The organism is Roseibium hamelinense (assembly GCF_007830545.1).
GTDB lineage: Bacteria > Pseudomonadota > Alphaproteobacteria > Rhizobiales > Stappiaceae > Roseibium > Roseibium hamelinense.
The window spans coordinates 204,203-221,253 of record NZ_VLLF01000007.1; the positions used below are offsets into that span (position 1 = coordinate 204,203).

At 56.1% G+C, this 17,051-nt stretch carries 19 protein-coding genes; 16 read left to right on the plus strand and 3 right to left on the minus strand.

Features of this window, described 5'->3' with window-relative positions; genetic code table 11:
• Positions 1 to 213 precede the first annotated feature (213 nt).
• From JM93_RS14925 to JM93_RS14955, 7 genes are all read left to right on the plus strand, one after another.
• The gene (locus tag JM93_RS14925; protein ID WP_155197520.1) at positions 214 to 885 is read left to right on the plus strand and encodes a DUF6065 family protein; all 672 of its coding nucleotides are present in this window, start codon (positions 214 to 216) and stop codon (positions 883 to 885) included.
• A 104-nt stretch (positions 886 to 989) separates the two neighbouring features.
• Complete coding sequence (locus tag JM93_RS14930; protein ID WP_145344921.1) at positions 990 to 2,015, plus strand: hypothetical protein; 1,026 nt, start codon at positions 990 to 992, stop codon at positions 2,013 to 2,015.
• Complete coding sequence (locus JM93_RS14935) at positions 2,005 to 3,231, plus strand: MFS transporter (protein ID WP_170230676.1); 1,227 nt, start codon at positions 2,005 to 2,007, stop codon at positions 3,229 to 3,231. Before JM93_RS14930 ends, JM93_RS14935 begins: the two co-directional genes overlap by 11 nt.
• Complete coding sequence (locus JM93_RS14940) at positions 3,228 to 4,259, plus strand: phosphoribosyltransferase (RefSeq protein WP_145344927.1); 1,032 nt, start codon at positions 3,228 to 3,230, stop codon at positions 4,257 to 4,259. Before JM93_RS14935 ends, JM93_RS14940 begins: the two co-directional genes overlap by 4 nt.
• A complete protein-coding gene (locus JM93_RS14945) occupies positions 4,252 to 4,998 on the plus strand; it encodes an inositol monophosphatase family protein (protein ID WP_145344930.1) in 747 nt (248 codons plus the stop codon). The genes JM93_RS14940 and JM93_RS14945 overlap by 8 nt, the downstream gene beginning before the upstream one ends.
• Positions 4,979 to 6,160, plus strand: a complete 1,182-nt coding sequence (locus JM93_RS14950) for a radical SAM protein (RefSeq protein ID WP_145344933.1) — start codon at positions 4,979 to 4,981, stop codon at positions 6,158 to 6,160. The genes JM93_RS14945 and JM93_RS14950 overlap by 20 nt, the downstream gene beginning before the upstream one ends.
• Positions 6,161 to 6,164: 4 nt before the next feature.
• Positions 6,165 to 6,872 carry a dTMP kinase gene (locus tag JM93_RS14955; protein WP_145344936.1) on the plus strand — a complete coding sequence of 236 codons (708 nt, stop codon included), beginning with the start codon at positions 6,165 to 6,167 and terminating at the stop codon, positions 6,870 to 6,872.
• 213 nt (positions 6,873 to 7,085) lie between these two features.
• On the opposite strand, the gene JM93_RS14960 is transcribed toward JM93_RS14955, so the two are convergent.
• Genes JM93_RS14960 through JM93_RS14970 form a run of 3 tightly spaced genes read right to left on the minus strand, consistent with a single transcriptional unit; the run spans position 7,086 to position 8,960 of the window.
• Complete coding sequence (locus tag JM93_RS14960) at positions 7,086 to 8,141, minus strand: YeeE/YedE family protein (protein ID WP_145344939.1); 1,056 nt, start codon at positions 8,139 to 8,141, stop codon at positions 7,086 to 7,088.
• 60 nt (positions 8,142 to 8,201) lie between these two features.
• Positions 8,202 to 8,585 (minus strand): ArsR/SmtB family transcription factor, encoded by a 384-nt coding sequence (locus JM93_RS14965; protein ID WP_145344942.1) that lies wholly within the window; start codon positions 8,583 to 8,585, stop codon positions 8,202 to 8,204.
• Between the two features lie 6 nt (positions 8,586 to 8,591).
• Positions 8,592 to 8,960: a thioredoxin domain-containing protein gene (locus JM93_RS14970; protein WP_145344945.1), complete on the minus strand. Its 369-nt coding sequence runs from the start codon at positions 8,958 to 8,960 to the stop codon at positions 8,592 to 8,594.
• Between the two features lie 81 nt (positions 8,961 to 9,041).
• Here JM93_RS14970 and JM93_RS14975 point away from each other — a divergent pair, with 81 nt between their 5' ends.
• The 9 genes from JM93_RS14975 to JM93_RS15015 all read left to right on the plus strand — a co-directional run bounded on the left by JM93_RS14975 (position 9,042) and on the right by JM93_RS15015 (position 17,049).
• Entirely contained in the window at positions 9,042 to 9,782 is a 741-nt protein-coding gene (locus JM93_RS14975; RefSeq protein ID WP_145344948.1) for a cytochrome c biogenesis CcdA family protein, read from the plus strand.
• Positions 9,783 to 9,798: 16 nt separating this feature from the next.
• Positions 9,799 to 10,353: a thioredoxin family protein gene (locus tag JM93_RS14980; protein ID WP_145344951.1), complete on the plus strand. Its 555-nt coding sequence runs from the start codon at positions 9,799 to 9,801 to the stop codon at positions 10,351 to 10,353.
• Positions 10,354 to 10,513: 160 nt separating this feature from the next.
• Positions 10,514 to 10,987 (plus strand): sulfur oxidation c-type cytochrome SoxX, encoded by a 474-nt coding sequence (gene soxX, locus JM93_RS14985; RefSeq protein ID WP_145344955.1) that lies wholly within the window; start codon positions 10,514 to 10,516, stop codon positions 10,985 to 10,987.
• A 21-nt stretch (positions 10,988 to 11,008) separates the two neighbouring features.
• The gene (soxY, locus tag JM93_RS14990; RefSeq protein WP_145344958.1) at positions 11,009 to 11,431 is read left to right on the plus strand and encodes a thiosulfate oxidation carrier protein SoxY; all 423 of its coding nucleotides are present in this window, start codon (positions 11,009 to 11,011) and stop codon (positions 11,429 to 11,431) included.
• A 25-nt stretch (positions 11,432 to 11,456) separates the two neighbouring features.
• Complete coding sequence (gene soxZ, locus JM93_RS14995; protein WP_145344961.1) at positions 11,457 to 11,786, plus strand: thiosulfate oxidation carrier complex protein SoxZ; 330 nt, start codon at positions 11,457 to 11,459, stop codon at positions 11,784 to 11,786.
• A 38-nt stretch (positions 11,787 to 11,824) separates the two neighbouring features.
• Positions 11,825 to 12,676 carry a sulfur oxidation c-type cytochrome SoxA gene (soxA, locus tag JM93_RS15000; RefSeq protein ID WP_244300853.1) on the plus strand — a complete coding sequence of 284 codons (852 nt, stop codon included), beginning with the start codon at positions 11,825 to 11,827 and terminating at the stop codon, positions 12,674 to 12,676.
• 91 nt (positions 12,677 to 12,767) lie between these two features.
• Positions 12,768 to 14,465 (plus strand): thiosulfohydrolase SoxB, encoded by a 1,698-nt coding sequence (soxB, locus tag JM93_RS15005; protein WP_145344964.1) that lies wholly within the window; start codon positions 12,768 to 12,770, stop codon positions 14,463 to 14,465.
• 21 nt (positions 14,466 to 14,486) lie between these two features.
• Complete coding sequence (gene soxC, locus JM93_RS15010) at positions 14,487 to 15,761, plus strand: sulfite dehydrogenase (RefSeq protein ID WP_196220713.1); 1,275 nt, start codon at positions 14,487 to 14,489, stop codon at positions 15,759 to 15,761.
• Complete coding sequence (locus tag JM93_RS15015; RefSeq protein WP_145344970.1) at positions 15,745 to 17,049, plus strand: c-type cytochrome; 1,305 nt, start codon at positions 15,745 to 15,747, stop codon at positions 17,047 to 17,049. Before soxC ends, JM93_RS15015 begins: the two co-directional genes overlap by 17 nt.
• Positions 17,050 to 17,051: the final 2 nt, after the last annotated feature.

A 17,051-nucleotide genomic window follows, 5' to 3' on the forward strand; every position in this document is an offset into this window, starting at 1 on the left:
GATATGAAATTCAAACCCGTAACTTGCGGTCGCCCTGAAATTGTCAAGGGCCGTCCTGTTAAAAACAACTCCGGTCAAGCTAATAAATAAATAAAATTTGTAATCGGTCTGAAGAACACCCAGGCCGATTACTTCAAATAATGAGGCGGAGCGTTGAAATTCAATCAGATTTTTCAAAACTGTCCGGAAATTCGTAAAGCGGATGGCAGCGCCATGGGGACACTGCCAACCCGCGCGCATCAGTATTGCGAAGGCGTGACGACCGCCTCACGACAGGGGTGGTATGTGTTTCCACCGACCCGCTTCGATCTCATGTGGACCGGGAACGAGGTCGTATTCAAGATCGGCGACTCGCAGGACTGGACCGTTCTGGACCGCTTCTATCTGCAGGACAGTGTAGAGAGCTTCTTGGCGCATGCTCCTGAGAGTGTGCATGACTGCTACCCATCGTTTTTAGACGTGTTTCCGGAAGGCAATATTGTACAGATCTGTAGTGGGTATGCGCTGCAGAGCGACCCAGGCGTCTGCTACATGGTGCGCGGGCCGATCAACGTTCCGATGTCCGGAAACATTCAACACTATGAAGCGATTATCGACAGCAGTTGGCATCTCTCTCCGCTGATCATTAACATACGCATTCTGCAACAGAACAAGCCCATCCATTTCCCGCTTCATCAGCCAATCATGCAGGTTGTACCGCTGCCGACGAGCGTATTGGCGAAAGAGCAATTGCAGGCTGAAAGCTTTCAGCTGGACGAGCTGCAAGCCGATTTCTGGGATGCCTGGAAGCGCAGCTACGATGATCGCAATGCCGGACAACCGGGCAGCTACGCCCGGAAGCAGCGCACAATCGCTCGCAGTTACTGTCCGATCATGGCCGGATAATCCAGCCAACACAGTCATCGAATTTTGCCAGTAAACCCTGCCTGTCTGAGGGGGCGGTTTCCGGACGGCAAAGTGGGCGTCAAGTGAGAGTACGGGTGCGAACCATGCTGATCAAAAATGAAGACATTCAAAAACCGATCGAGCACTATCATCATTCAAATGCGCTCTTGCGTGCCTATAACGGCGACGCCCGGTATCATGACAATCTCAGCGACAAAGAGATCGAAAGGTTGATCCTGACGGGATCGGACTACGTGCTGTCGGGGACGGCTCGAGAAGCCGAAGGTCTGCTTACCCTGCACCGCTGGCTCAGGGATCAACAGGGGTTTGTCCTTGAGGAGATCGCCAAGGCTGTCTCTGGGCACTACACGATTGTGATTGCGCAATCTCTGGCATGGGGGCTGCTCGATCCGGGCGCGCGGCTAAACGGTTTCAAATGCGACGTGGACATCCTGCTGGAGCGGGAAAACACAGAGAGGATGATCCGGGACCTTGCGGCAGCCGGCCATCCGCGCCGTGTCATCGACGCTGAAACCGCGGCCCTGATCGAAGTTCCGGAACGCAGTGCTGGAGACCGCGACAAATCCTTTGTCGGAAGTGTCTACATTCCTTTTTCCCTGTCGGACTTTGACGGCCGAACCCGGAAGTACATTCGCCAGCTGGCAGGAAGCCATCAGCCTCTTAACATCCCGCAGGAAGGTGATCCCTATCTGCTGTACGGGATTGATGCGATCCACGCCTATGGTGGCCGCGAGACCGACCTGGCCGCCTGCAGTCGCCCACATGGCGCTCTGCGCGTGCAGAAGCCTGATGACAATGTGTCGACGTCGCTGGTGCGCCTCTACCACGCGTTGAGGCTCGGTTATCTGAAAACAAACCTGCTGCTGCTGCTCGCCCGCATGATGCGGGCAGCGGATCCGGTCTTGGTCACGTCTCAGCTTGCGGAGCAGAACCTGCTCCCGTTTCTGAGAGCCTATACGGATTACCACCGGCATATTATCGGCGAAGACGTTCACGCTTCATATGCCGCAGCTCTCGCCGAGCGGAGTCACTTTGCCCACTTCGAGGAATTCGGTTTCCACGAAGTATATGAGTCCATGGAAGCTTTTTTGGTGGGTCATGAATACTAAACTCTCGGCCGCAACCATACTTCTCATCATATCAATGGCGGTTGAATACATCGCAATTGATACCGTTAAAATCTATATGGCACTGAATTACGCGGTAAACGATGCAGTTCTGTTTCCGATCATGCTGGTTCCGGCCGTGGCACTTATCGGACCGGTTTTTCTGGGGCCGATCGCCGGCGTCGTGACGGACCGCATTTCGACGCGCGTCTACATCGTCCCTTTGATTGCAGTGTGCATCTGGACGCCGGCGGTGGCCGTCGTGGCAGCGATGTCGAACGGGTTCCAGTTGCCGGCCCTGATCATTCTATCTTTGCTGGCATATCTGTCCGCCAATATCAGGATTGCCAGTTCCAAGTTTCTGGTGCCGAAAGACGAGTACACGCCATATCACGGAGCGGTTGTCTGGATTTTGCAGATCGTTCCTGTATTCGCGCCGCTTCTGGCCGGTGTCCTGATTGCCAGCCCGCTCAACTCCTGGGTGCTATACGGGGGTGGCATAGCGATCCTGCTGATCGGAAGTGCCCTTTTCCTGCTCGCTCAGCGCTCGGGGAGCGCAGAAGTCTCAGCCAAATCCGCACAGGGCTTCAAGGGCATGGGCGTCGACATGAGAGCCGCAGCCACGTTCATCATCTCCGATAGACCGCTCAGTCATTCGGTTGTTGTGGCAGCCCTCGTAAATGTTGCTGTTTTTACAAGCGGATATGCGGGTGTCGCTGCATTAAAATCCGGCACCCTTACGGTCTTTGGCACCGAGATCGCTCTCCACGGCGCCCCCCTGATCGCGTTAGGTCTCGGTGCATTGGTGGGATCAACGATAGCGGGCAGGGTCAAGGCCAGATACGCGCCGTGCCAGGCGCTTGAAGCAACCATGGTGGCCAGCATTCTGCTTCTGCTTTTGCAGATTGCTGTAATGTCGCATCCGCTGTCGTTGCTCGCTACAACCGGTATTGGCATAGCCGGCAGCATTACCTCTGTCCTTGCTTGGGATGTTCGCTTGCAGAGAAGCCGGTCGGACAACATCGGCACGATCGCCGGCCTCACCGGTTCAGCCTACAAAATTCCTTCACTGTTTTTTCTGCCGGCAATCGGCTGGCTGGCGGCGATAGCCGGTATTCAGCTGGCAAGCGTCGCGGCAACTGCAAGTCTTGCGCTGCTCTATCTGGTGAGCCGCCGGTCGGCAGTGTTCCGGCCGCAAAAGGGGGGAGGTGCTCTTTGAACGTACAGGAAATCACTCTTATGAGTACGGCTCACAATGCGCGGACGCTTGGTGGGGTTGAGCTTGAGAGCGCTTCGGACTGCCTGGATGCGATCGGAAGCGGCTATTCCATCCAGGCCGTCAAATTCACTTTGAGAAAACCGGAGTTCATGCTCAGCGACCTGGCCAATCCGTCCCGGCCGGTTTCCATGTTGTCCTCGGCAGACATTCAACTCTATCACGAGCTTGTTCGCCGGGCGCTGGATGCAGAAGGACAAGAACTGCGGTCCCGGCTCATCACCGGCGCCGGACTAAACACAGAAATCGCACTCTACGGAGAAGACCGCGAGAGCCTTCTCACCGAAGGACGGCGGATTCAGGAACGGGCGCTCCACATGTTCGGGCTCGAACAACGGCTCCAGATCCACAATCCGTTCTACGCTCGAGGCATTGGCAAAACGCGGTTACTTGAGACCCTTTATGCTCAAACCAGGGCAGAATACCAGGCTCTTCGCGAAGAACTGTCGCCGTACTACATCAGCGAATTTCAGAAATACGTGAACGTTTTCAACCTGAAATGCGTCTATGCCAATCACGCGATATGGCAGCAGCTCAGGCAGTTGGGCGAGAATTTCGTTTTCATTCTGAACTCTGGCGCCGCCATCTACCTGAGTATGGTGAATGCCACCCGTCCGATGCCCGCGTTGTTTTTGGAGATTCACCGTCAGAACGATGCCTATGAACTGTTTCGCCGGAAGAATGTAGATCTACTGGTTCGCGGCGAACCGGATCCGGCGAAATCTTTCGTGATCATAGATATCGCCTATACGGGTGGCTCGCTGCTTGCGGCGAGAGAGTCGATCCGGGAGCACTTCGGAGCCCATGCAGACGTCAAGACTGTCGGCCTCTTCCCGAAATCCTATGAAGCCGTCAAGCGCCTCGACTACTGCGTTTATGCTGGGCGGTTGATTGGCGTTTCCGAGCGCAGTTTCACACCTTTGAACTGGCACAACGAGCTCCTTTTCGAGCACGGGGTCGACGATGATTGAATTGCCGGTCGCGGATTGCGCGGAGTCACAGTCAGTATTGAAAATTGCGCAATCCGTCCTGGGGACCTGGCACCAGGTAAAGGACGAGACAGACGCGCGCATCGAGCGGCACCTGTTTGATATCATTCGTGCAGACTGTCCCGGGGCCAAATGTTTCGGTGAAGAAACAACCGGTCCATTCGAGCTTGCCGCCGATGGCCCCTCTTTTCTCGTCGATCCCATCGATGGCAGTCACAATCGGGAGCGCGGACTACCGTATTTTGCGGTCAGCATCGCGATGTACAGCCGCGGACGGGTCCTTGCGTCCCTTGTCTTCGCTCCTGAATGGTCGGTTGTCTTCCTCGGAGTTTCTGGAAAAGCCTACAAGTCGACGCCGTTTGGTGTGCAGCGCTTGAAGGTTCGTGGGCCGGCGCCGAGGCACAACCGCGCCATCGCGCTTTTCAAGCGCCAGCTCGTTTCTGGCCAATCCTTTCCGGAAAAGGTTCGGACCATCTCCTGCTCTTCGATTGAAGTGTGTCTGGTCGCGCAGGGCGCGCTGGATGGCTTCGTCGACAGCACTGGATACGAGAAACAGTGCGATATTGCCGCGGCTCTCCACATTCTCCACGTCGCCGGGGGGCACTTTCAATACGATTGCCCGGTGGACCCTCTCACCAGCGCCGACCCTCAGTGGCTTCGTCCACGTCGGCTGCTTGCTGTCTCGCAGAAGGAATATCTGAATGATTACGGCTGGGCTTGAAGACATTATTGAACTCAAAATCCAAAGCCTTGCTGCTGGTGTGCGTTACGAGGGAGCCTTTCTGGAGCACTACGCTGCAAACCGGAATGCGATCGGCAAGCGCCGGGCCTACGGCAACAGCGACCGGCTCCCCGAAAGCCTGAGAAGCCACAAGGTCCCGCCTGAATTCTCTATTGGACCGTTTGCATATGCTGTGAACTACTCCGAACAGGGGCAGGTGCGCCTGGTCGTTGAGGGCAATCGCTATCTGGCGGTTGCTGCCGATGGCCGCGAGTTTGAGATCAGCTTTACCGAAACCCCGCGCTTCTACGAAGCGCACATGTCCAGCGGTCAGCCGATCCGCAACTATGCCACTGTCTACGGCCGCTCGACACTCGGTTTTTTCACCCCCGGTGTTTGCTACTATTTCGCCGCTGGAAGTGAGTGCCATTTTTGCTCGCTCAAAGACACGCGGCGCACAATGAAAAAGGATATTTCGCACTTCATCAATCCGGAGGATGTGCGAGAGGCGATCGAACGGATCTCTGACCTCGATCCGGGTGCGTTCAACAAAGTGATGCTGAACGGCGGCAACTTGAAGGATCATGACAAGGGCTTTCTCCGGCACTTGCGGATCGCCGAGGAAATCCGCGAGACCTGTGACCGCCTGAACCTGACAATCCACCTGATTACTATGCCGCCGTCGACCACGGCCATGATTGATCACGCCAAGGGACTGGTCGACAAAATCGTGTTTGACCCTGAAATCTACGACGAGAAGCTCATGGCACTGATTTGCCCAGGGAAAGCGGGAGATTTCGGACGCGCCGGTTATGAAAGCGCATTTCTCAGGGCGACCGCCGTGCTCGGCGTCGGTAAGGTCCACGCCGGCTTGATCGCTGGTTTTGAAAGTATCGACAGCCTTGCCCGTGGGTTTGAATACTACGGCGACATGGGGGTTGTTCCTGCTGTTAATATTTTCCACCCGGATCCCGGGACAGCGCTTGAAAACTTCGTGCGGCCCGGGGCTGGCTTCATACGCACAGCGCTCTCTGAACTGATGAAAGTCTACCTGCGCATTCCCGAAGCCACGCCGTTTCTGCCGAACTCCGGGCGCAATGCAATCGACACTGAAGCTTTCGAAGCGGCAAGACATCAAACAGCGACAGTCGGGGAAATGTGATCCAATGAAACTGAAACCGGTTTTTGTGAACATCGAGGGAATTGACGGGTCCGGCAAATCGACGCTTGCTGCGGCGCTTTTCGATGCAGCGCACCACGCAGGATACGCGACCACTCTTCTGGAAAAGAGAAAACTTCAGGGCCTGAGCCCCTACAAGGAGCATCACCTCTCATCGATCAAAAACATTCTGTGGGATTATTCGGACGACGACCCAATAGAGAGCCTCGGTGATCATCACTGGTACCATTTGATCTGTAGCTGGTTTCACGCCATTTCCGAGGAAATCAGAAATTGCGAGGCGCAGATCGTTCTTTCTGATGGCTACTATTACAAGTATCTCGCCCGTTTCGCGCTCAAGGACGGAGCAGATCTTGAGTATCTGCGCGCGGCTTACTGGCCGATCCTGCAGCCCGATCTGAACATTTTTCTTCATATCGATCCAGCTGTCGGTTACCAGCGCAAAAACACGCTCCGCCGGTCGGAAAGCGGTGCACTGAACGGCTATGTCGAACAGGACGTCAGGACGTCTTTTATCGACTACCAGAACAGGGTCTCCGAGATTCTCGAACGTGAAATGATCCGGTCGGCGGACGTGTTAAAGGTCGACGGAGGCGGTGATATCGACAGCATTGTCTCTGATGTTTGGCAGCGAATTCGGGATCGCCTCGGCGAGGTGTCCGGCTCTCCCAACTTTGCACCCTCGCTGGTCTAAGCCGGGCCGCGTCGTCGTGGAACCCTGTGCCACTTTGGACCAGGGTTCAAAAAAGTGATGTTTCTGTTCGTTAAAACTGAATAGTGGTCTTCCTGTTTGTGAACCGAACGCCGGAAGCCGATGGTGGGGCGGCCCGAATGGATCTGAAATTCATGCTGCAGGCCGGTGATCCCCATACCATTGGTGATGGCGCTGCAGGTCACCCAAGCCGCATTATTCGGCCGGTACGAAGCCCGTGATGAGTTGTTTCAGCCCGATCGCGGCACCAGCGAAGATTGCCAGAAAGGTGACCGGTGCACTGTAGGCAAGGACAGAGAATGCAGATATGCCCTGGCCCACGCTGCAGCCGATTGCCAGGATCGCGCCGGGCCCCATGATAGCTGCGCCTGTGATCTGACGGCGCAGTTCGCGCGGATCCTCGCAGGCTTCCCACCGAAAATGCCCTTTCGAGAATGAGGCGAGGAAGGCCCCGATCACAACCCCAACCACGGACCCGACACTGAACGACAGCGTGTTTCCAGAAGCACTCATGCTGTAATAGATCGTATCACCAATCGGCGCAGCAAAGGTGTGGGTTTCGATCGGCTCGGCTTCGAACCCAGTCATAGCGACCCAGTAGGTTCCGACCCAGCCGGATACGATGGCAAGGCCGACGACGCAGCCCCAGAAAACAAGGGCCGGTGACCTGCGGAAGGCTGAGCTGCTCAATGCAAAAGCGACGATCATTCCCCCAATGACCAGGCCAGTTACCAAAGGGGAAATGCCGAATTGGGCATCAAAAAGCTGGCTCAAGCCCTGTGGGGCTTCGGCGCCGGTTTCGACCGGAAAAAGCCAGACGCGGGCGTGGGCGAGCGGGCCGGACATGACAAAATAAGCTGACAAGCCCATTACCAGTACGATGACAAAGGCGCGGAGATCGCCGCCGCCGAGACGGGCAAGCGCGCCGTAACCACAATTGCCGCTGAGCGCCATGCCATAGCCGAACATGAGGCCGCCAACTATAGAGCCAACCGGGTTCCACACACGATCCAGATAGGCTGTGCTTGCGCCATCCAGCAATTCCGCCGATATGGCCACATGTGTGCCGATGATGGCTACACCGATCGCCAACCCCCACATCCTCAAACGCCGGTCATCTGCGCCGTAGAGCATGTCTTCAATGGCGCCCAACGTGCAAAATCGGCCAACACGCGCAGCCAATCCGAGGGCGATACCACCGATCAGCCCGATCAGCGCAACGGTGTTGGCTTCTCCAAGAGCCTCAAGCATAGCCGGTTCCTCCCAAAAAACCGGATCCCGCCGAGACCGCACATGGTTGATTATGTGTCGTTAGTCCTCACGGCAGAACAAGTCATAGACGACCTCCATGATTTGCTTGGGGCGGTCATCTGTCAAGCTGTAGTAAATAGCCTTGCCATCACGCCGAGGGGTCACCAGACCTTCAAGGCGGAGACGGGTGAGCTGTTGGGAGACCGCGGCTTGCCGTGCGGACAGGAGGCTTTCCAGCTCGGCCACGGATTTTTCGCCGGATGCCAGATGACACAGGATCATCAGGCGCCCTTCGTGGCTGATGGCTTTTAGGAAATTCGATGCCCGCTGCGCATTTTTCATCATCCTGTCCATGTCTTCTGCGCACATGTCAGCATCGAACACGGGCAACCGGGACTGGCCGTCCTGCAGAGTTTCAGATGTCGTCGGCGCATTTCCAGTCATGGTTGATTAACCCGTCTGATCCAGCGGAATGTTTGCCCGCTTGAACATCATGGTGAGCAAACTCCAGAAAAAGTCTTCGCCGGGATACCCTTCGATGCGGCCGACTTCCACCCCATTCTGCACAAGAACGAAGGTCGGCGTGAATCGTACCCTGTTTTTGAAGGTAACGTCCGGTGTTTCGCTGAAAAGGTCAAATCGTTTCAAAGGCGCCGTTTTTCCTTCAGCCGTCTTCGGATAGATGTGTGCGATCTCATCATCCCATTTTGCGCACCAAGAGCATCCGTCCTCCTCGGCCATGTAGAGATAGGTGTCTGCTGCTGCCGGATAAGGCGCGAGCGCGATCAAAAGCACGGTCAGCGTCTTTAACAGGGCCACGATGTATCCTCGATTGACGAAGCTTCACACTTAATCATAATCTAATTTATGAATATAACAAGCTGAGAAGCAGCCCAGCCCATGTTCGAAATAACCTTCTTCGGCGCCTTGGCAGCAGGTCTGCTTTCGTTCCTGTCGCCTTGTATCTTGCCGATCGTGCCGTTTTATCTGAGCTATCTTGCTGGCGTCGGGCTTAACCAGGTCGACGCAGGCGGAACGATAACGGGCGCTGTCAGGTTACGGGCTTTTTTGTCCGCATGTTGTTTTGCCCTCGGAGTCATCACGGTTTTTATGGGCCTGGGCGCTGCTGCGACCGCCTTTGGCCAGCTTGTACGTGAGTATTTTGATGTCCTGCGCTGGATAGCCGCGCTGATTATCATCGCTATGGGGCTGCATTTCCTCGGCATCATCCGGATCGGGATATTGTATCGCCAGCTGAGGGTAGACACCAGCGAGTCGACCGGTGCCGGGTTGGTTGGCGCTTTTGTAGTCGGCCTGGCATTTGCTTTTGGCTGGACACCCTGTGTCGGACCGGTTCTCGCCGCTATCCTGTTTACCGCGGCCGGTCAGGAAACGGCCGGGCAGGGGGCGATGCTGCTGTTCGTCTATGGGCTTGGCATGACTTTGCCGTTTGTTGCGGCGGCTTTGTTCATCGGCCCGTTCATGTCTTGGATGGCCCGGTTTCGCAAACATCTGGGCACCATCGAAAAGCTCATGGGAGGGCTTTTGATCGTATTTGGGATCCTGATAGCAACCAATTCTATCAATCTGATTGCCCAATGGATGCTGGAGACGATTCCTTGGTTCAGCGCCATCGGCTAGTCCGGGAGGAAGTTCAATGAAACGTCTGTTTGCTGTGCTGTGCGCATTGGTCTTTGCTTGTCAGGTTCATGCAGCGGAACTGGGGGATGACGGTCTGCACAAGCCCGACTGGCTGCGTGACACATTCAAGGATCTGTCCGAAGACCTTGAGGAAGCCAATTCCGAAGGCAAACGCCTGATGGTGATTATCGAGCAGCGCGGCTGCATTTACTGCAAGCGCATGCACGAAAAGGTGTTCATCGTTCCGGAGATAAAGCAGTACATCGAAGACAACTACTTCGTCGTGCAGATCAACATGTTCGGAGACGTTGAGGTTACCGATTTTGATGGCACAGCGCTGCCGGAAAAGGACATGGTGAAACGCTGGGGCGCGCTGTTTACACCAAACATCTACTTTTTTCCGTCCGAAGTGTCCGACGATCTAACGGCGCCAGAGGCGGCGGTGGCGAACATGCCCGGCGCATTCGAGCGGGGGACGACCTTGAACCTCCTGACCTGGGTGGTGGAAGAGGGCTACAATAGCGACGAGCCTTTTCAGAAATACAACGCCCGAAAACTTGGAAATCAATAAAATTAGTCATTTACCGCAATGCGGGACTAATTTTTACAAAAAATGCTGCATAAGCGAACAGATCGATAAATTCAGTTAATTGAATTTGTTATTGCGTAAACCTGAATATGTGATGTATCGTCGCTTTCAAGACCTATAAGAATCGTCTTTGGGAGGGAGCATGAGACACGCATTGTTTGGCCTGGCAGCTTGTGTCGCCGCATCGTCGGCTTTCGCTGCTGATGTTCAGCCGACAGATGTCGTATTCGTTGACGGAGCGATCGAGGCATCGCTTTCCGGGGCAGCAGGAGATCCTGCATCCGGCGCTGAAATCATGAACAAGGGAGCCGGTAACTGTATTGCCTGCCACCAGGTTTCAGCTTTGAGCCACTTGTCGTTTCATGGCGAAATCGGACCGCCGCTCGACGGCGTCGCCGACCGCTGGTCCGAGGCGGAAATCCGCGGCATCGTGGCTAACGCCAAGGTCATGTTTGAAGGCAGCATGATGCCTTCTTTCTACAAAACACAGGGGTTCGTCCGCCTCGGAGACGCCTATACCGGCGAGGCTCACGCGGACGGCGAAGTGCATCCCCTTTTGACTGCTCAGCAGGTCGAAGACGTGGTTGCGTTTCTCATGACCCTCAACGAGCAGTGAGCTTCCTGAATGGAGATCAAAATGGAACTAACACGGCGAAAACTACTCGCAATCGGCTCAAGCACGTTCGCTCTGGCGAGTTTGTCGAGCCTGCCAGCGTTTGCCAGCCTGACCGATGACGCAATTGCCACGCTGACCGGCGGTGCAGATCTCGGTGAAGGGGCAATCACACTCACGGCCCCGGAAATTGCGGAAAACGGCAACACGGTTCCGATTGAATTTGATGCGCCGGGCGCAGCAGAGGTCACTTTGTTTGCGGACGGAAATCCCGTTCCGAGTGTCGCGACTTTCAAGTTTGGCCCGCTCAGCGGTTCACGCAGCGCCTCAACCCGCATCCGGCTTGCTGGTACGCAAAACGTGGTTGCGATCGCGAAGATGGAAGACGGGTCCTTTCAGATGGCGAAGGCGAACGTGAAAGTGACCATCGGCGGCTGCGGCGGCTGATCCTAAAAGTATCAGGAGACTAATCATGGCATCTGGTGTGAAACCACGGGTAAAGGTCCCGAAAAAAGCGTCTGTTGGCGAAACCATTACCATCAAGACGCTGATCAGCCACAAGATGGAAAGCGGCCAGCGCAAGGACGATGACGGCAACATCATTCCGCGCTCGATCATCAACCGGTTTACCGCGGACTTTAACGGCCAGAACGTTGTGGACGTGACCCTCGAGCCTGCAATCTCGACCAATCCGTATTTCCAGTTCGAAGCGGTTGTTCCCGAATCCGGGGAGTTCAAGTTCACTTGGTACGACGACGACGGATCGGTCTACGACACGTCTAAAAAAATCACGGTCGGCTAAGCAGCAAGCCAACGAACGTCTTGGAGAGGGAGGCAGGCGTGAAAATAACGAAAATGGCAATCGGTTCCGTTGCAGCTTTGGTCGGCATGACTGGGCTTTCATTTGCGGACCCGGACGAGGACAGCCTCACCATCAATGGTGACATCTCGATCGTGACAGAGACCGCTGCGCCCGCACATGCAGAAAACCTCTCCACGATCTACTCCGGCTGGCGTTTCCGCTCTGACGAGACCCAGGCCTTCCAAATGGACGATTTCGACAATCCGGGCATGATCGGCGTTGAGAACGCCACCGTTGATTGGGAAACGGTTGACGGCTCTGCCGGAAAATCCTGTTCAAGCTGCCATGGTACGCCGGAGGACATGGCCGGGTTGCGCGCTGAATATCCGAAGTGGAACGAGGAAAAAAGCCAGGTGACCACCCTTGAGATGGAGGTCAACAACTGCCGTGAAAACCGCATGGGCGCGGAAAAATGGAAGTACACCGGCGGAAAAATGACCGACATGATCGCGTTGATCTCATCCGTATCCCGCGGCATGCCGGTAAACGTGGCGATTGACGGTCCTGCCAAGGAAACTTGGGAGCAGGGCAAGCAGCTCTACTACACACGCTTCGGTCAGCTGGAACTGTCCTGTGCGAATTGCCACGAAGACAGCTATGGCATGATGATCAGAGCCGACCACCTGAGCCAGGGCCAGATCAATGGCTTTCCGACATACCGGCTCAAAAATACCAAGCTGAACTCTGTGCATGCCCGCTTCAAGGGCTGTGTCCGGGATACGCGTGCAGAAACGTTCAAGCCTGGTTCGCCTGAGTTCGTCGCACTTCAACTATATGTCGCCTCGCGCGGGAATGGTTTGAGCGTCGAAGGTCCGTCTGTCCGCAACTAGTGCGCTTTTGAGGGCCCTGGCGAACCGCCTGGGCCTTTTTAGGTAAAATAATATTCAGTTATTCGAATGTGTTAATGGAGCGGTTGGAGTTATGATTTCGCGTCGCGATTTTCTTCAGGTTGGGATGGCTGCGTCTGCGATCGTCGGCGCCTCAGGGTTCGGTAAATGGGCCCGCCTTGCTGCGCAGCAGGCCCTGACGCAAGATCAGTTGCTTGAGTTTGAAACATTCGGGAATATCTCCCTCATTCACGTCACAGACATTCACGCCCAGCTGAAGCCAATCTATTTCCGGGAGCCGTCCGAGAACATAGGCGTCGGCGGAAATAAAGGCGCAGTTCCACACGTAACTGGCGCTCAGTTCCGCAAACTCTATGGCATCGAAGACGGAAGCCCGAGCCATTATGCCTTGAGCTCCGGCGACTTTGCGTCTCTGGCAAAAGGCTACGGCCAGGTCGGCGGTCTGGATCGTGTTGCAACCGTGATCAAGGCCATCCGGGCCGACCGTCCCGATGCCATTCTGCTTGACGGAGGCGACACTTGGCACGGATCCTATACCTGCCACAAGACGCAAGGCCAGGACATGGTCAACGTCATGAACGCGCTCAACCCGGATGCCATGACGTTCCATTGGGAATTCACGCTGGGAAGCGACCGTGTCACCGAAATCGTTGAAAATCTGCCGTTTGCGGCGCTTGGGCAGAACATCTTCGATGTTGAGTGGGACGAGCCGACAGAGCTGTTTCCACCCTATAAGATGTTCGAGCGCGGCGGCACCAAGATCGCCGTGATAGGCCAGGCGTTCCCTTACATGCCGATTGCCAACCCGGGTTGGATGTTCCCTGAGTTCGCCTTCGGGATCCGCGATGAAAATATGCAGGCCATGGTGGACGAAGTCCGGGCTGAGGGCGCGCAATGCGTGGTCGTGTTGAGCCACAATGGTTTCGACGTGGACAAGAAAATGGCCACCGTTGTCAGTGGTATCGACGTCATTTTGTCCGGCCATACCCATGATGCCTTGCCCGAACCGGTTCTGTCGGGAAAAACGATCATTGTTCCGTCGGGGTCGAACGGCAAGTTTGTCAGCCGGATCGATCTGGACGTGCGGAACGGTCAGATGATGGGCTACCGCCACAAGCTGATCCCGGTGTTTTCCGATGTGATCACGCCCGATGCCGAAGTTGCGGCGCTAATTGACGAGCAACGTGCTCCCTATCTTTCGGAGCTCACGGAAGTGATCGGAAAGACCGACAGCCTGTTGTATCGCCGGGGCAATTTCAACGGGACCTGGGATGACCTGATTTGTGACGCCTTGCTCTCTGAACGGGATGCGGAAATTGCCTTGAGCCCGGGTGTGCGCTGGGGTCCGTCGCTGGTTCCCGGACAGGACATTACCCGGGAAGACATCTTCAACGTGACTTCCATGACTTATGGCAAGGCGTACCGGACTGAAATGACGGGCGAATTCCTGAAGGTCGTTCTGGAAGATGTTGCGGACAATATTTTCAATCCAGATCCCTACTACCAGCAGGGCGGCGACATGGTGCGCACGGGTGGCCTTGGCTATCGCATCGATATCGGACAGCCGCAGGGCAGCCGGATCTCGAACATGACCCTCCTGAAGACTGGCGAAGCCATTGACCCGGCGCGGTCTTACGTCATCGCCGGCTGGGCGAGTGTGAACGAGGGCACGGAAGGCCCGCAGATCTGGGACGTTGTTGAAGACCATATCCGCAAGCTCGGCACGGTCACGACGCAGCCCAACAACAGCGTTGAAGTTATTGGTGCATAGGTGAGGCAGGGAGCCGGATTGATGGACAACAACACGAAAACCTCCCGCAGGTCCTTTCTCAAGGGAAGCGTGGCTCTGGCAGGGGCCTCGGTCGCGGCGGGCGCTGCGAGTGCAAAGGAAGCCGATCCGCTGATCACAGAGGTTCAGGAATGGGCCTCGCTTACAGGCGCCGGAGTGGATGAGACACCGTACGGCTTGCCGATCAGCTTCGAGAAAGACGTCGTGCGCCGGAATGTTGAATGGTTGACGGCGTCACCGATCTCCTCGATCAATTTTACACCCATCCATGCCCTGGACGGCACGATCACGCCCCAAGGCTGCGCCTTTGAGCGGCACCACTCGGGGGCCATCGAGCTGCGCAAGGAAGACTACCGTTTGATGATCAACGGGTTGGTCGACCGGCCGCTTGTGTTTAACTATCCCGATCTTGAGCGGTTTCCCCGCGAGAACCACGTCTATTTCTGCGAATGCGCGGCGAATACAGGCATGGAATGGGCAGGTGCCCAGCTGAACGGTGCGCAATTCACGCATGGCATGATCCACAACATGGAATACACCGGCGTTCCCCTGCGCACATTGCTGAAAGAGGCCGGGCTGGATGCCGCTGGAGACCTGAAGAACAAGTGGGTCTATGTGGAAGGGGCCGATGCCTCCTCAAATGGCCGGTCGATCCCCATGGAAAAGGCCCTTGATGACGTTCTGGTCGCCTTCAAGGCGAACGGCGAAGCCCTGCGCATGGAGCACGGCTATCCGGTTCGCCTGGTCGTTCCCGGCTGGGAGGGCAACATGTGGGTCAAGTGGCTGCGCCGGATCGAAGTCACGGACATGGCCGTCGAAAGCCGCGAGGAAACCTCCAAATACACTGACGTTTACGAGGACGGGACTGCGCGCAAATGGACGTGGGTGATGGACGCCAAGTCTGTGATCACCTCGCCAAGTCCGCAAATGCCAATCACGCATGGGCAGGGCCCACTTGTGATTTCAGGTCTCGCGTGGTCTGGCCATGGCAAGATTACCCGAGTGGATGTATCGAAGGACGGCGGCATCACCTGGGAAACCGCACGCCTTGGAAAACAGGGCGACAGCAAGGCGCTCACCCGGTTCTACCTGGACACGGACTGGGACGGAAATCCCATGCTCTTGCAATCGCGCGCGATGGACGAGACCGGCTACGTGCAGCCAACGAAAAACCAGCTGCGTGAGGTGCGTGGCGAGAACGCCGTCTATCACAACAACTGTATCCAAACCTGGTTTGTGAACGAAAATGGGGTCGCCGAGAATGTCGAAGTCTCTTAAGGAAATCGTCCTCCCGGTCGCTGGCGGCACCGCTCTGGCCCTTTCCGCCGCCTTGCTGATCGCAAACATGGATTACGGGCAGAAAAAGATTGCCTCTCTTGAAAGCAAGGTTGAACAAGTCTCCCTGCAGGCGGAAGACGCAGCCCAGCGGGCAAGCCAGGAGGCGCAAACTGTTTCCGAACTGCGTCAGAAGGTTGCCGAGATCCAGGTCCTTTCCGAACAGCGCGCAGCTGCCGGCAGCGACATGACAGAACCGGCCCTGCCGAAGGAAGGCGCTTTCGGCCTTGGACGCGAAGCGATGCCTGAAGAAGTGGCGGCCTGGGATGTGGACGTCCTGCCCGACGGCCGCGGACTGCCGGAAGGCCGTGGAGATGTTTTCACCGGCGATGAAGTGTTCGCGGAAAAATGCGCATCTTGTCACGGCGACTTTGCTGAAGGTGTCGACAACTGGCCGGTCCTGGCAGGTGGCTTTGACACGCTGGGTGACAAAGACCCAGTAAAGACCGTCGGCTCGTACTGGCCTTATTTGTCGACCGTGTGGGATTATGTCCATCGGTCAATGCCATTTGGCGAGGCTCAGACCCTCACCGCGGACGAAACCTATGCGATCGTTGCCTACATTCTTTACTCCAACGATCTCGTGGATGACGACTTCGAACTCAGCCACGAGAACTTTGCCGAGTTCGAAATGTACAATACGGATGGTTTTGTGATCGATGACCGTCCGGAGCTCGAGTATTCCAAGTGGCGCACCGAACCTTGCATGGAAAACTGCAAGCCAAGCGTCGAGATCACAATGCGCGCAACATTTCTGGACGTGACGCCGGAAGGTGGCGGCGAATCGGTCATGAACGACGCCAGTGCAGAGGATACGCCTACCTTCGTGGCGAATGCTCCGGCAAGCAACACACCAAGCGATACAGCCAGCGGGACGGAAAGCGTTGCCGTTTTGAGCGCAGATATCGATCCCAAGCTTATCGCATCCGGACAGAAGGTTTTCCGCAAATGCCAAGCCTGTCATGACGTCGGCGCAGGGGCGAAAAACAAGTCCGGGCCGCAGCTGAACGGCCTGATCGGCCGCCCAATGGGCTCAGTCGAAAGCTTTAACTATTCGAAGGTGTTCAAGACCGCTCATGAAGAAGGCAGGGTTTGGGACGAAGCTGCGTTGGCCGAATTTCTGGCCAAGCCCAAGTCCTTCATGAAAGGCACGAAAATGGCGTTCTCCGGTCTCCGGAAGGAACAGGATCTGGATGCCATCACCGCCTATCTGAAGTCGGTTGGAGACTAGAT

Excerpts from the sequence above, each read along its gene's own strand:
- JM93_RS14925 (WP_155197520.1), top strand. The coding sequence starts at position 214 with ATGGGGACACTGCCAACCCGCGCGCATCAGTATTGCGAAGGCGTGACG.
- JM93_RS14930 (WP_145344921.1), top strand. The coding sequence starts at position 990 with ATGCTGATCAAAAATGAAGACATTCAAAAACCGATCGAGCACTATCAT.
- JM93_RS14935 (WP_170230676.1), top strand. The coding sequence starts at position 2,005 with ATGAATACTAAACTCTCGGCCGCAACCATACTTCTCATCATATCAATG.
- JM93_RS14945 (WP_145344930.1), top strand. The coding sequence starts at position 4,252 with ATGATTGAATTGCCGGTCGCGGATTGCGCGGAGTCACAGTCAGTATTG.
- JM93_RS14950 (WP_145344933.1), top strand. The coding sequence starts at position 4,979 with ATGATTACGGCTGGGCTTGAAGACATTATTGAACTCAAAATCCAAAGC.
- JM93_RS14955 (WP_145344936.1), top strand. The coding sequence starts at position 6,165 with ATGAAACTGAAACCGGTTTTTGTGAACATCGAGGGAATTGACGGGTCC.
- JM93_RS14960 (WP_145344939.1), bottom strand. The coding sequence starts at position 8,141 with ATGCTTGAGGCTCTTGGAGAAGCCAACACCGTTGCGCTGATCGGGCTG.
- JM93_RS14965 (WP_145344942.1), bottom strand. The coding sequence starts at position 8,585 with ATGACTGGAAATGCGCCGACGACATCTGAAACTCTGCAGGACGGCCAG.
- JM93_RS14975 (WP_145344948.1), top strand. The coding sequence starts at position 9,042 with ATGTTCGAAATAACCTTCTTCGGCGCCTTGGCAGCAGGTCTGCTTTCG.
- JM93_RS14980 (WP_145344951.1), top strand. The coding sequence starts at position 9,799 with ATGAAACGTCTGTTTGCTGTGCTGTGCGCATTGGTCTTTGCTTGTCAG.
- soxX (WP_145344955.1), top strand. The coding sequence starts at position 10,514 with ATGAGACACGCATTGTTTGGCCTGGCAGCTTGTGTCGCCGCATCGTCG.
- soxY (WP_145344958.1), top strand. The coding sequence starts at position 11,009 with ATGGAACTAACACGGCGAAAACTACTCGCAATCGGCTCAAGCACGTTC.
- soxZ (WP_145344961.1), top strand. The coding sequence starts at position 11,457 with ATGGCATCTGGTGTGAAACCACGGGTAAAGGTCCCGAAAAAAGCGTCT.
- soxB (WP_145344964.1), top strand. The coding sequence starts at position 12,768 with ATGATTTCGCGTCGCGATTTTCTTCAGGTTGGGATGGCTGCGTCTGCG.
- soxC (WP_196220713.1), top strand. The coding sequence starts at position 14,487 with ATGGACAACAACACGAAAACCTCCCGCAGGTCCTTTCTCAAGGGAAGC.
- JM93_RS15015 (WP_145344970.1), top strand. The coding sequence starts at position 15,745 with ATGTCGAAGTCTCTTAAGGAAATCGTCCTCCCGGTCGCTGGCGGCACC.